Genomic DNA, 12,886 nt, shown 5'->3' with positions numbered 1-12,886 from the left:
AACACTATGGCTATTATTGATCGTGATAATAGTTGTAGTGTTTTTATTTGTTCTTTTTCGCCGCTTGGGGGATAAATGAAGCGAATAAGTCTCCAACATGCGTATCTTTATCGGCTTTTTTTGCTTTCTTCAGTTTTTTCGGTTCGGGGATAATAAGTAAAGCTATTTGTGCACAAGCTTCTGCGTCAGCAAGTGCGTGGTGGTGATTCTCTAAATTATATCCACACCGTTCTGCTACCGTATGTAACTGATGATTGGGCAGATCTTTTCCGAAAACTTTTCTGGAAGTACGGCAGGTACAATAAAATTTGTAATTAGGATAAGTCATATCATACAATTCGTGAACCGCCCGAAGACAACCTTCATCAAAAGGACTATTGTGGGCAACAAGTGGCAATCCATCTATCAACGGTTTGATTTCAGCCCATACATCGGGAAAATCTTCAGCTTCCATCGTATCGTCATAAGTTAATCCGTGAATAGCCGTTGTCCATTGCGTATAATAATTAGGCGCAGGACGAATCAGACGATAGATTTTATTCACGATCTGACCGTCTTTTACAATGACAACACCTACACTACAAACACTTGTACGTTTACCATTGGCCGTTTCAAAGTCGATGGCTGCAAAGTTCTTCATTTATTTCATTGTTTTGAGATACAAAGATAGCATAAAAAAAGGTCAGGTAAAATATAGAAATAGGATTGATAACCAGGAAATTTATTGATTTTAATTAAAATGGATGTTTTTAATGGATGTTTTTAGTGAAATACCTTTCATGCTGTGATATTTATACTATTTTTGCCAAACATAAACAAAAAAGCATGAACAAAACCTACTTCAAATATAAATACGTTTTAATATTCATCCTTTCATTGCTTGTTTTTATAGGTGGACTAAATTACAAACACTGGTATGTTACTGACAGTTTGATGGTAAAGCACATTTCCCTAATTTATTCCATATCTAAAAATGACATTGGCAACAAAAATATAGAAAAGTTGTTGTATCAGGAGTTTCAGAAACAAGGAATAGAGGTAGCATTTGATAAGTTTTATCTTGATTGTAGCAAATTTGATGAGGAAGAGGAGATAGAACATGTAAGGGAATATCTTGAATTTCTTGAAAGTAAATCGACTGACCTTATTCTGACCATTGGTGACCAGGCAACTAATTCTTTATTATCTACTCGTCACAGGCTGTTATCTTCTATTCCGGTAGTAGCTTGTAATGTGCATTTTCCCAATGAAGAACTGATAGAAGAATACGATTTGCGGAAAGTTTATGTATTGCGTGATAGTCCTGATATGAAACGTAATATTGACTTTATAAAAATATTGTATCCCCATAACGATATGGAGATTATTTATAATATAGACCTGACTATTCTTGGACATAAATCTTTCGATAGACTTTCCCGGGTGGTTGACAGGAAGAATGTGAGAGTTTTGAGTTATCAAAAAGCATTTGTACAAGAATGTGATTATAAGCATTTAACGGAGATGATTGAATATTTTAATCTGACTCCCGGCTTGATAAATGATAGTACTAAAAGGAATGGCCTGACAATAAGTCTCTGTCCCTTTCGCTATATAAAAGGATCTTCTTTGCTGGTAATGTTGAAACAATCAAAGAGAAGACAACAAAATCAAGCGTTCTTACTGGATAAATTAGATATGCTGGCAATTCCGATAGTAACAGCCTTAAATATTCCTTCCTTTAGTTGTATTCGTGAAGGTTTTGGTGAAAATGCTAAGATTGTCGGTGGTTATATGGCTACAGAAGGTATTACCACAAAGGCTGCCTCTAGTCTTGCTGCACGCTTATTAAAGAAAGAAAAAATAGGAATGCCTAAAATAAGAGATTTGGAAAAAGAGTATGTACTAGACTGGACGTATTTTTCTGAATATGCGGGTGATATTAGTAATGTTCCGCAAGATGTTCGCATTATCAACTATCCGTTTTATGATCGTTATCGAAAAGAACTTTATTTGTTGGGTGGGCTATTTGTTTTCTCTTTTGTTTTGGTTACCATTAGTCTGTTACGTACGCATCGTCGTTCGTTGATGGAGCGTAAGAATCTTCAAATGTTGGAAGAAGCGCACAAACGGTTGACTCTTTCTATGAACGGCGGGAAAATTTCACTTTGGAATATTCAGGAAGGTGTTTTTGAATTTGATGATAATTATGTACGGTTGGTTGGCATGGAGCAACGGAGGTTTACAAAAGAGGATATAATGAGATATACCCATCCTGACGATGTACAATTGCTTAGTTCGTTCTACGAAACATTATATCAATCTCCCAGTATGCAAATACAACGAATACGTTTTTGCTTTGGAGGACAAGGGGCCGATTTTCAATGGTATGAGCTTCGGTGCAGTACCTTAAAAGATGCTCAGGGAGAGATTATGTTGGCAGGTATTATGCAGAATATTCAGAACTTGGTAGAGCATGAACAACAGTTGATTCTAGCGAAACAGATAGCAGAAAAAGCAGAGTTGAAACAGTCATTTCTGAATAACATGAGTCATGAAATCCGTACACCGCTCAATGCTATTGTAGGTTTCACAAATTTATTGATAGGTGAGGGGGCTGATGAAATAGAACCGGAGGAAAAAGCTGCCATGATTGAAATAGTCAATAATAATAATGAATTGCTTTTAAAACTGGTGAATGATGTATTAGAAATATCTCGTTTAGATTCAGGCAACTTATCCTTTGATATAAAGGAACATAACGTTACGAAAATAATAAAGGAGATTTATGTCACTTACCAAGCACTGATTCAGCCTTCATTATGTTTTATCCTTGAACTTGATGAAACAGTTTCCTTGCCGGTTAATATCGACTGCTTCCGTTTTACTCAAGTCATTTCTAATTTCCTGAATAATGCAAATAAGTTTACTAAAGAAGGAACTATTACTTTGGGGTGCAAAATATATAAAGAACATCAGGAAGTTTGCGTTTACGTAAAAGATACTGGCAAAGGGATTGACGATAAGGAACTTATGATGATTTTTGATCGCTTTTACAAGGCTGATGAATTTGAGCAGGGGAGTGGTTTGGGACTTTCCATTTGTAAAGTGATTATTGAACGACTGGCTGGACGTATAGAAGTGCATTCAGAAGTAGGAAAAGGAAGTTGTTTCTCCGTTATTTTGTCTTTGGCAAATATAATTTAGTACAATAAACAGAAGGTATTTTAAAAGAAAAAAAGCAAATAATGAAAGATAAGCTCAAACCCTGGCAGAGGTGGGTACTATTCGCTCTTGCAATGGCTGTTATTTTTGCATCGGGAGTAATCATTTCATTCCTGATGGAACACAGAACAGAGGTTGTAAATGTGACCTATGAGAAAAAGAGAAAGATAAACGGAATAGAAGCACGTAGCTTTATTTTTGCTGAAAACTATCCACGTGAATATAAGACGTGGGTGGATACGACATCGACCGATTTACACGGCAGCTTAAATGGAAGAACCTCTATTGATGTTTTAGCGCAACGTCCGGAAATGGTCATATTATGGGCTGGCTATGCTTTTTCTAAAGATTATTCAACACCGCGCGGGCATATGTACGCTTTACAGGATATTGTTCATTCACTTCGTACTGGTGCGCCTATGGATGCTGCTGACGGTCCTCAATTTGCAAGTTGCTGGATGTGTAAAAGTTCTGATGTTCCCCGTATGATAGAAGTTATTGGGGGAGATTCCTTTTATAATAATAAGTGGGCTGCCTGGGGAGCCGAAATTGTAAACCCTATAGGATGTGCCGATTGTCATGAACCTAAAAATATGGATTTACATATCAGCCGTCCGTCGCTCACTGAAGCTTTTAGTCGTCAAGGTAGAGATATCACTCATGCCACTCCACAGGAAATGCGTTCATTGGTCTGTGCGCAGTGTCATTCGGAGTATTATTTCAAGGGGAACATAAAATATCCTACTTTTCCTTGGGATAAGGGTTTCACTGTTGAAGATTTAGAAAAGTATTATGATGAAATCGGATTTACTGATTATATTCATCAATTGAGTCGTGCTCCTATACTAAAGGCTCAACATCCTGATTATGAAATTTTTCAGATGGGCATACACGCCCAGCGTGGTGTGTCGTGCGCTGACTGTCATATGCCTTACAATGATGAAGGAGGGATAAAATATAGCGATCACCATATTCAGAATCCGTTAGCAGTGACTGAACGTACTTGTCAGACTTGCCATCGTGATAATAAAGAGACACTCTGTAAGAATGTATACGAACGTCAGCAAAAGGCAAATGAGTTGCGTACACTTTTAGAAAAAGAGTTGGCAAAAGCACATATTGAAGCGAAGTTTACTTGGGATATAGGAGCTACAGAAAATGAAATGCAAGAGACCTTGCTGTTGATTCGTCAGGCACAATGGAGGTGGGATTTCGGCGTATCTTCTCATGGTGGTTCTTTTCATGCCCCGCAGGAAACAATGCGTATTTTGGGGCATGGTTTAAATAAAGTATTTCAAGCTCGTATGCTTATCGGTAAAGTACTTGTAGCGCATGGATATACAGATAATGTACCGCTTCCGGATATTACAACGAAAGAAAAAGCACAGCAATATATCGGTTTGGATATGGTTGTTGAAAAGGCGGACAAAGATAAATTTCTCAAAGAAATTGTCCCAGAATGGCTTCAAAAGGCAAAGGCAAACGGGCGTATTGTGAATTAGATTTTATTTTCACTATATTTGTCCGCAATATAAATCCAATAAGATTATGTCAACAAAAACAATGAGAGAGAAAGCAACCGAGTTGTTGCAGAGATGTGAAGTGGTAGTGCTTGCTTCTGTAAATAAAGAGGGGTATCCCCGTCCTGTGCCGATGAGCAAGATTGCAACAGAGGGGATTTCTACTATTTGGATGTCTACCGGAGCGGATTCATTAAAGACCATTGACTTTCTGTCGAATCCGAAAGCCGGATTATGCTTTCAGGATAAGGGAGACAGTGTGGCATTAACGGGAACAGTGGAAGTGGTAACCGACGAGAAGATGAAACGGGAACTTTGGCAGGACTGGTTTATCGATCATTTCCCTGGAGGTCCTACCGATCCGGGCTATGTGCTGCTGAAATTTGAATCGAATCACGCAACTTATTGGATTGAAGGGACATTTATTCATAAGAAGCTGGACTAACACTTCATACAGTCCTACTCCCGTGAGAACTGGAAATAAGAAGAGAGAAACATTCTTTCCTTTCGAAGAAGAATGTCTCTCTCTTTTTTGATGATAGTTGGATAGATAGTATATCTATTCTCCGTGTTTCATTTAGAATTCGAACTTCTCCAGTTTCATTTCAGCTAATTCCTGAATGATACCTACATACTTGCTAAAATGAGAGGATTTCTCATGAGCTGCCAATACTTCAGCATTCTGCCATGTTTCACAAATCATGAAAACGTCGTGACGGGTACTGCTTTCGAAAGTATCATAAGCAATGCATCCTTCTTCCTTCAAGGAACAAGCAGTCAGTTCTTTAGCTGCCTCAATCGCTTTCTCGCGGTTTGTCTCGCTTACGCGGACGAAAACATTTAATCTAATCATAGTCTTTATTATTAAATGATTAAAAATAGCTTTATCACATCTTTGTGAATAAATCGCAGGCAAAGATACTATTTTTGTGCTTTTTCGGATACCTTGTTCCTTAAATTTCACCAAAGCGTCATATAATCATAAAAAACGATTATATTTGCCCTTCGAAAAAGCTAGATTGATATTTGGGGATAAGATCGATTTTACAGTTTTTTTTAATAGCTTTGTGATATAATCATTCGGATGCTGTAAATGAGGTTGTACTATAAAATCAAAGATATGAAAAAGGTATTTTTATTAGCTTTTGTTTTGTTTGCATGGAGTATGGTTGTCAATGCTCAAGAAAGTGATGGGAAATATATTGAAGTGACCGGTTCTTCGGAGATTGAAGTCGTTCCGGATGAAATACATTTTCTGATTCAGATTAAGGAGTATTGGCAGGAAGAGTATACAGGTAAATCCAATAAAGAAGAAGATTTTCGGACGAAAGTGCCATTGGCTATGATTGAAAAGGATTTGCGTCGGAGTTTGCGCAAAATCGGAATAGCGGATGATGCTATCCGTACACAGGAAATAGGGGATTATTGGCGCCAAAGAGGAAAGGAATTTCTGATAGGTAAGCAATTGGATATCCGGTTGACCGATTTTGAGCAGATCAATTCTATTATTCGTTCTGTTAATACATGGGGAATTGAGTCCATGCACATCGGAGAATTGAAGCATAAGGATTTGCCAGTGTATCGGAAGCAAGGTAAGATTGAAGCGTTGAAAGCTGCCCGTGAAAAAGCATCCTACTTGGTGGAAGCGATGGGACAGCAATTGGGTGAAGTCATTCGTATCATCGAACCTGCCGATAACAACATAAGCCGTTATCTTCCTTTTCAGGCACAGAGCAATGTTAGTATGGGCACAGCTGCTACCGAACAGTATCGTGTCATCAAGTTGAGATATGAAATGACTGCCCGTTTTGCCATTAAATAGAATATGCCTATCTTTACGGCATGACTAAAAATAATAAATCGGATTTAGTTTGATAAACAATCTGTGTTTCTGACACAGGTTGTTTTTTCGTTTGCTCTCGGATGATTCCATTCGAGGGTGTTTTCTATGTTTTTATAAATTATATCTATAATAGGCTTTGCCCAAATCCCTTTGATGGCTGTGCTACCTATATGACTAATGCGTTCGACATAGGGAAGTTTCTCTTTCTTCACAAAACAAGTCCTGTTCATTCATTTTTTACTGTTTTTTTCTTCAAAAGAGCAAAAAAGTTTGAGCTACGCAAAAAGGCTGCGTATTGCTGCTTCTATCTTTGTCGAGGAAACAAGGAAACAGGTCAAGTACGGGTTACTTCAACACACTCTTTTAGGTAGAACATTACCAGTACGATTATCCGTTTTCCTGTTTCGCAAAGGGGCAGTAGCTCAGTGGGTAGAGCATCATCTTTAATCTTGAGATCATCTTGATAAAAAGGTCAATTAAGATTTACTTCTATCCCGTGACTGTCGTCGGTTCGACTCCGGCCTGCTCCACAAAAAACAAATATAGAGGTAGGACAGTAGCTTCGGGATTATCTGAAATGAGGTCAACCGGGGCTTACTTCTTAACGGTGGCTATTGCTGGTTCGAATCCGGCCTGTTCTACCTCTTTTTTATAAACTAAGGTCAAGGAAGACTTACTTCAACACTGCAGGAATGCTCCATTGATTCACAGTCTTCCGATTACCTTACTTAAAAAACACAACGTATGAAAAAAGATTTGTTGAAAGTATCTATCAGGCAACATGCAATTTATTTGCCAGCGATAGAAGGAACAGAAAAGCGCGAAGCATTGACTTCGACTACTGTAACATTGGTTGCTCAACTTCGAAAAGTGGGGTATAGCTTATCCGAAGAGTTGTTGCATGCTGTCAATCAGTTGTATCCGGCACAACAGGTGGAGATTCTCCAGGTGATGAAAGAAGTATTGGGTGTGTCACTCAACTGGGCTCCATTGGTGAAAGGTTGGGATACACCTACCGGAGAAACACGTTTGGATCATTGGATTACATGGCTTGCTAACATGTTCAATAGTAAGAAAGGTGTGAAACTATCTTGCGGACACGTGATTCCTGATAATACATTCCCCTTGGAACGATACAACGGTTGTCCGTTCTGCGGAACTCCGTTTGAAACGGCATCTACAGAATATTTCGGACAAGCCAGTAAATTGAAAGTGTTGGAACTTTGGCAGGAAAAAGAGCTGAATGCTTTCTTTGGTGACTTGCTGGAATCACGTACGGCTCTTGATGCAACACAAGTGGACAGCTTGAAAATCTTGCTGGCTGAACTTCCGTTGCCGGCAGTCGGAATCAAGATGAAAGAAACTCTGATGCTGGTGATCGACACACTGGTAGAGCAGGATAGGGCACAGGAAGCGCAGATTTATTTCTCTGCTCCGAATGATATATTGCGTTATTTGTGGTATAAGAAAACCGGATTCTTGCAAATCCTAGAGCCAAAGACCCTCATTCGTAAAGCGGGTAGAAACAATGCACATCTGTGCAATGCTTTGGATAAAAGCCGTTCGGCTGCCCAGGCAAAGCGGGAAGAATTAAAATTGAAATATACCCGTCGCGAGTGTAAAATGGTGGCCTTTTGGTTGAATAATTTGGCGATGGCTCCGGAGAAGTCTTGTGAAATGATGCATCCGAAAAGAGAAATGTGGGTACGTATGATACGTGCATTGCGTTTGGCGGAATATGCTCGTAAACCGGGATTCGAAAATTTGAAAGAGTTGATGGACGTATTCTACTGTCAGGCATATACAGTTTGGCAGGGAGAAGTGGAACGTAGCCGTTTGAAAGCAGATGCGGCCCAGACATTCGCTTTGTTGAAGCAACGCCCGGGTATGTTTGCACGTTCCCTGTTTGCCAATATGCTTTGGTTCGGTCCGGAAGAAACGTTGGCGGCATTTAAAGAAGTCGTTCATTTGTTGCCGGCTCGTTTGGTGGTCACTTTGGGTATGTATGCGGAGAGTTACTTTGAGCAAGGACATAAGAGAATGGTGAAACCTTTAGGTGGTAATGCGCTTTTGATAGAGCCTCACTATTTGGTGAGTCTTTATATGGAAGACCAGCTTAAAGAGATGGTGAAAGAGGTACAGGATTTGTGTAAAGAGGTTGTTGCTGCCCGCTTTGCTAATGCGGGTGCTGGGAGTGGAAGCGCAAGTATGTATATTGATCCTATGTTGTTTCATATTCCATTGTCTATCGGCGACCGTAGCGAAACGGTTCAGGATACTTCCTGTGCATTGCAGGGTACACGTTTCCCGGTGGAAGGAGATAAGGTTCGATTGTTTATGCAATGGGGAAAAGGACTTCCGGCACAGCATTTGGATATGGACTTGAGCTGTCATATCACTATGCCCTCAACGACAGAAGTATGTTCCTACTTCAATTTGAAAGCTATTGGTGCTAAACATAGCGGAGATATCCGAAGCATCCCCGACAAGAAAGGTACTGCCGAGTATATCGAATTGGATTTGAATGAGTTGAACCGTGTAGGTGCGCAATATGTTGCTTTCACCTGCAATGCGTATAGCAATGGGGCTATCTCTCCTAATCTGGTGGTAGGTTGGATGAACTCCGCTTACCCGATGAAAATATCGGAGAGAAACGGAGTGGCTTATGACCCTTCTTGTGTTCAGCATCAGGTACGAGTTTCTCAAAGCGTGCAGAAAGGACTTGTTTTCGGAGTCCTGAAAGTGAAGGAACGGGAAGTTGTATGGTTGGAAATACCTTTCGGCGGACAGACCATTCTTTCTTTGGATACACAGACTATTGAAAAGTATCTGGATAAACTGGAAGCCAAAACCACTGTGGGCGAACTGTTGGCAATCAAAGCACAAGCACAGGGGTTGAAGTTGGCTGATACACCGGAAGCCGATGAAGTATATACCCGTGAATGGGCTTTGAATACTGCTGCTGTGACTAAGTTGCTGTTGGGTGATTAATTTCTACCGGTCAACTAAGTCTTTTCTTCTTAATATTTATAAGTTGTATTGCGATAAAGTATATCTTTGCATGCAATAAACTAATCGTCTGACTATAGTTGCTTTTTCGTCTAACTATAGTCAGACGAAAGAGTAACTATAGTCAGATGCAAGTTACACTATAGTCAGACGAATAAATATATGCTAGCCAAGAACTAATGATTGGTATAAGAGAGATTAAATATCAGGCAAGAAAATAGTAAATGATAACTCAATAAAATATAGCTGCTTATGAGTGCGTATTATGATTTGTATGAGACACCGGACGTTCAGAATACCGGCGAGAAGCAACCACTTCATGCACGGATAGTTCCGAGCGGGACTTATTCCCAAAAAGAGTTTATAGAACGTGTGTCACGTTATCAACATTTTCCCCAGAATATGGTTGACGGGGTGTTGGGGGCTGTAATAGATGAACTTGGTAGTCTCTTGGCGCGTGGCTATATTGTGGAGCTTGGAGAGCTGGGACATCTTAGTGTCTCTTTGAAATGCACTCAGAAGGTAATGACTAAAAAAGAAATCCGTTCCGAATCTATCTGTTTTGACAATGTACACCTGCGTACTTCCAAAAATTTTAAATTGAAGGTAAGACGGGAAATGAGACTTGAACGTGTGCCCAAATCGGGACGGACTGTCAGTAAAGCGGAGATACCTGTCGAACAACGTCTTCAAATGTTACAGGAGTTTCTGAAGAAGAATGGAGGAATCACCCGCATAGAATACAGCAGACTGACAGGAGTAGCCCGGCTGAAAGCTGTTGATGATTTGAATACTTTTATTCAGGAGGGAAAACTGCGTAAGAGAGGGGCGGGAAGGAATGTGTTTTATGTATGGAAACAGGAAGAATAATATTATAATAAGTAATTGTCCTTCTTTTTGCTAACAATTTTGTACCTTTGTTTGTCTATAGAGAAAATAGTATGATTATGGCAAGAATAACTATTCCTTATGCAGTAGCGGATTTCATAGATTTGCGTGAACGTGGTTTTTATTATGTTGATAAGACTGATTATATTCCTAAATTAGAGGATTATAATGCTCCTGTATTTCTCCGTCCCCGCCGTTTTGGAAAAAGTTTGTTGGTTTCTACTTTGGCTTGCTATTATGACCGTACAAAAGCGCATCGGTTTGAAGAACTGTTTGGGGGAACCTGGATAGGTAACCATCCGACAAAAGAGCATAACAGTTATATGATTATTCGCTACGATTTTTCGAAAATGGTAATGGCGGATACTATTGAAGGATTGGCTCAAAACTTTAATGATTTGAACTGTGGCCCGGTAGATGTGATGGTAGAGCATAACAGAGATTTGTTCGGTGATTTTCAGTTTACTACTCGGGGAGACGCTTCCAAAATGTTGGAAGAAGTTCTTAATTATGCTCGTTCTCATGAATTTCCAAAAGTTTATCTATTGATTGATGAATATGATAACTTCACTAATCAGTTGCTTACAGCATACAACGATCCGCTTTATGAGGAAGTGACGACGAATGACAGTTTTTTGCGTACTTTCTTTAAAGTGATAAAAGCCGGAATAGGTGAGGGGAGTATCCGTACCTGCTTCTGTACAGGTGTATTACCTGTTACGATGGATGATTTGACCAGTGGATATAATATAGCAGAGATATTGACTCTTGAACCTAATTTTCTGAATATGCTCGGGTTTACATACGAAGAGACAGAAACATATCTGCGTTATGTACTTGATAAATACTCCACAGGACAAGAACGTTTCGATGAAATTTGGCAACTAATCGTAAGCAACTATGATGGTTATCGTTTCCGTCCCAATGGTGATCGGTTGTTCAATGCTACTATCCTGACTTATTTCTTCAAGAAGTTTGCGGCCAATGCTGGTAGTATTCCCGACGAACTGGTAGATGAAAATCTACGTACCGATATTAATTGGATTCGTCGACTTACCCTTTCACTGGATAATGCGAAAGCGATGTTGGATGCATTGATTATTGATGATGAGTTGCCTTATAATGTAGCCGATCTTGCCAGTAAATTTAATAAGAAAAAGTTCTTTGATAAAGAGTTTTATCCCATTAGCTTGTTCTATTTGGGAATGACGACATTGAAAGATAAATTTGTAACAACATTACCTAATATGACGATGCGTAGTGTGTACATGGACTACTATAATCAGTTGAACAAGATAGAAGGTAATGCGCAGCGTTATGTGCCGGTGTATCGGTATTATGATTCCAACCGAAGTCTGGAACCTCTGGTACAAAACTATTTTGAGCAATATTTGGGACAATTCCCTGCACAGGTATTTGATAAAATCAATGAGAACTTCATCCGATGTTCATTCTATGAGCTTGTTTCGCGTTACCTAAGTAGCTGTTATACATTTGCTATTGAACAGAACAACTCCGTAGGACGTTCGGATTTTGAAATGACAGGTATTCCCGGTACGGATTATTATACAGATGACCGTGTCGTAGAATTCAAATATTATCGTGCAAAAGAAGCAGAAAAGATGCTTGCACTTACCGAACCCCTTCCCGAACATGTGGAGCAGGTGAAAAGATATGGTGAAGATACGAAGAGAAAGTTTCCATATTATAATGTACGTACGTATGTAGTATACATTTGCGCCAATAAAGGATGGAAATGTTGGGAAGTGTAAGATGGTAAAGTTTGTGATATTACACTAACTGTTTATGAAAAATGAGAGTCATATTATCTCTCGAATGATTTCCGGAGATATAAATGCTTTTAAACTCCTCTTTGATTGTTACTATCCTCAAGTGCGTTTTTTCACATTGGGGATAGTGAAGGATTCTTTTGTTGCCGATGATATAGCCCAAAATGTATTTATCAAAGTCTGGACAAAGAGGGAACTGATTGATTGTGAGCGGAAGTTCAACAACTATTTGTATTCCATCACAAAGAATGAAATAGCAGACTATTTTCGTTCATTAGTCATATCAGAACCTTTAGACAGCATTTCATCCCTGAAAGACAGCGATCATACAGATGAAATGATAGAAAGTGTTTATGACCTGTCGCATATTAAAAACCTGGTGATGAAAGAGGTGGACAATATGCCGCCGCAGCGTCGTGCAGTGTTTGTGATGAGTCGTTTGCAAGGATTGTCTAACGATGAGATAGCCTCTAAATTGGGAATATCCAAACGTACGGTAGAACGTCATCTGAATATGGCTTTGCATATACTTCGTGAAAAGTTGGGAGGATTTCTTTATTGGACTGCAGCTTTATTTATTCTTTCACTTTGATTTTAATTTCAATCTTCTGATCTGTCTTAGCATCATTGTT

General features: G+C 39.2%; 11 protein-coding genes and 1 tRNA gene. 9 read left to right on the top strand and 3 right to left on the bottom strand.

The window, feature by feature from the left end; all coding sequences use genetic code 11:
* Positions 1-43: 43 nt before the first annotated feature.
* A complete protein-coding gene (locus tag GD631_RS18975; protein WP_143259587.1) occupies positions 44-640 on the bottom strand; it encodes a 3'-5' exonuclease in 597 nt (198 codons plus the stop codon).
* A 116-nt stretch (positions 641-756) separates the two neighbouring features.
* On the opposite strand from GD631_RS18975, the gene GD631_RS18970 reads away from it, so the two are divergent.
* From GD631_RS18970 to GD631_RS18960, 3 genes are read left to right on the top strand one after another with little or no spacing between them, the layout of a single operon-like run.
* Positions 757-3,186, top strand: a complete 2,430-nt coding sequence (locus GD631_RS18970; protein ID WP_143259589.1) for a sensor histidine kinase — start codon at positions 757-759, stop codon at positions 3,184-3,186.
* A gap of 41 nt (positions 3,187-3,227) precedes the next feature.
* Positions 3,228-4,706, top strand: coding sequence for an ammonia-forming cytochrome c nitrite reductase (gene nrfA, locus GD631_RS18965; protein WP_143259590.1), 1,479 nt, complete (start codon positions 3,228-3,230; stop codon positions 4,704-4,706).
* Positions 4,707-4,752: 46 nt separating this feature from the next.
* Entirely contained in the window at positions 4,753-5,169 is a 417-nt protein-coding gene (locus GD631_RS18960; protein WP_143259592.1) for a pyridoxamine 5'-phosphate oxidase family protein, read from the top strand.
* Between the two features lie 132 nt (positions 5,170-5,301).
* On the opposite strand, the gene GD631_RS18955 is transcribed toward GD631_RS18960, so the two are convergent.
* Entirely contained in the window at positions 5,302-5,577 is a 276-nt protein-coding gene (locus tag GD631_RS18955; RefSeq protein WP_004313343.1) for a putative quinol monooxygenase, read from the bottom strand.
* A 267-nt stretch (positions 5,578-5,844) separates the two neighbouring features.
* Between GD631_RS18955 and GD631_RS18950 the strand changes: the two genes are divergently transcribed.
* Positions 5,845-6,546, top strand: a complete 702-nt coding sequence (locus GD631_RS18950) for an SIMPL domain-containing protein (protein ID WP_143259594.1) — start codon at positions 5,845-5,847, stop codon at positions 6,544-6,546.
* Between the two features lie 44 nt (positions 6,547-6,590).
* Here GD631_RS18950 and GD631_RS22060 read toward each other — a convergent pair whose 3' ends face one another.
* Complete coding sequence (locus tag GD631_RS22060) at positions 6,591-6,797, bottom strand: GrpB family protein (protein ID WP_211200531.1); 207 nt, start codon at positions 6,795-6,797, stop codon at positions 6,591-6,593.
* Between the two features lie 181 nt (positions 6,798-6,978).
* Here GD631_RS22060 and GD631_RS18940 point away from each other — a divergent pair.
* The 5 genes from GD631_RS18940 to GD631_RS18920 all read left to right on the top strand — a co-directional run bounded on the left by GD631_RS18940 (position 6,979) and on the right by GD631_RS18920 (position 12,846).
* Positions 6,979-7,097: transfer RNA gene (locus GD631_RS18940), tRNA-OTHER, on the top strand.
* A gap of 214 nt (positions 7,098-7,311) precedes the next feature.
* Positions 7,312-9,558, top strand: coding sequence for a hypothetical protein (locus GD631_RS18935; RefSeq protein ID WP_143259596.1), 2,247 nt, complete (start codon positions 7,312-7,314; stop codon positions 9,556-9,558).
* A 270-nt stretch (positions 9,559-9,828) separates the two neighbouring features.
* Positions 9,829-10,446: an HU family DNA-binding protein gene (locus tag GD631_RS18930; protein WP_143259598.1), complete on the top strand. Its 618-nt coding sequence runs from the start codon at positions 9,829-9,831 to the stop codon at positions 10,444-10,446.
* A gap of 77 nt (positions 10,447-10,523) precedes the next feature.
* Entirely contained in the window at positions 10,524-12,236 is a 1,713-nt protein-coding gene (locus tag GD631_RS18925) for an ATP-binding protein (RefSeq protein ID WP_004313315.1), read from the top strand.
* A gap of 34 nt (positions 12,237-12,270) precedes the next feature.
* The gene (locus GD631_RS18920; RefSeq protein WP_143259600.1) at positions 12,271-12,846 is read left to right on the top strand and encodes an RNA polymerase sigma-70 factor; all 576 of its coding nucleotides are present in this window, start codon (positions 12,271-12,273) and stop codon (positions 12,844-12,846) included.
* Positions 12,847-12,886 lie beyond the last annotated feature (40 nt).

This window comes from Bacteroides luhongzhouii (assembly GCF_009193295.2).
GTDB lineage: Bacteria > Bacteroidota > Bacteroidia > Bacteroidales > Bacteroidaceae > Bacteroides > Bacteroides luhongzhouii.
This window is presented reverse-complemented; position numbering and strand designations above follow the sequence as displayed.

Bases quoted from the DNA above. Each gene is read 5' to 3' on its own strand.
- GD631_RS18920 (WP_143259600.1), top strand. From the start codon at position 12,271: ATGAAAAATGAGAGTCATATTATCTCTCGAATGATTTCCGGAGATATA.
- GD631_RS18930 (WP_143259598.1), top strand. From the start codon at position 9,829: ATGAGTGCGTATTATGATTTGTATGAGACACCGGACGTTCAGAATACC.
- GD631_RS18935 (WP_143259596.1), top strand. From the start codon at position 7,312: ATGAAAAAAGATTTGTTGAAAGTATCTATCAGGCAACATGCAATTTAT.
- GD631_RS18955 (WP_004313343.1), bottom strand. From the start codon at position 5,577: ATGATTAGATTAAATGTTTTCGTCCGCGTAAGCGAGACAAACCGCGAG.
- GD631_RS18960 (WP_143259592.1), top strand. From the start codon at position 4,753: ATGTCAACAAAAACAATGAGAGAGAAAGCAACCGAGTTGTTGCAGAGA.
- GD631_RS18950 (WP_143259594.1), top strand. From the start codon at position 5,845: ATGAAAAAGGTATTTTTATTAGCTTTTGTTTTGTTTGCATGGAGTATG.
- GD631_RS18925 (WP_004313315.1), top strand. From the start codon at position 10,524: ATGGCAAGAATAACTATTCCTTATGCAGTAGCGGATTTCATAGATTTG.
- GD631_RS18975 (WP_143259587.1), bottom strand. From the start codon at position 640: ATGAAGAACTTTGCAGCCATCGACTTTGAAACGGCCAATGGTAAACGT.
- nrfA (WP_143259590.1), top strand. From the start codon at position 3,228: ATGAAAGATAAGCTCAAACCCTGGCAGAGGTGGGTACTATTCGCTCTT.
- GD631_RS18970 (WP_143259589.1), top strand. From the start codon at position 757: ATGTTTTTAGTGAAATACCTTTCATGCTGTGATATTTATACTATTTTT.
- GD631_RS22060 (WP_211200531.1), bottom strand. From the start codon at position 6,797: ATGAACAGGACTTGTTTTGTGAAGAAAGAGAAACTTCCCTATGTCGAA.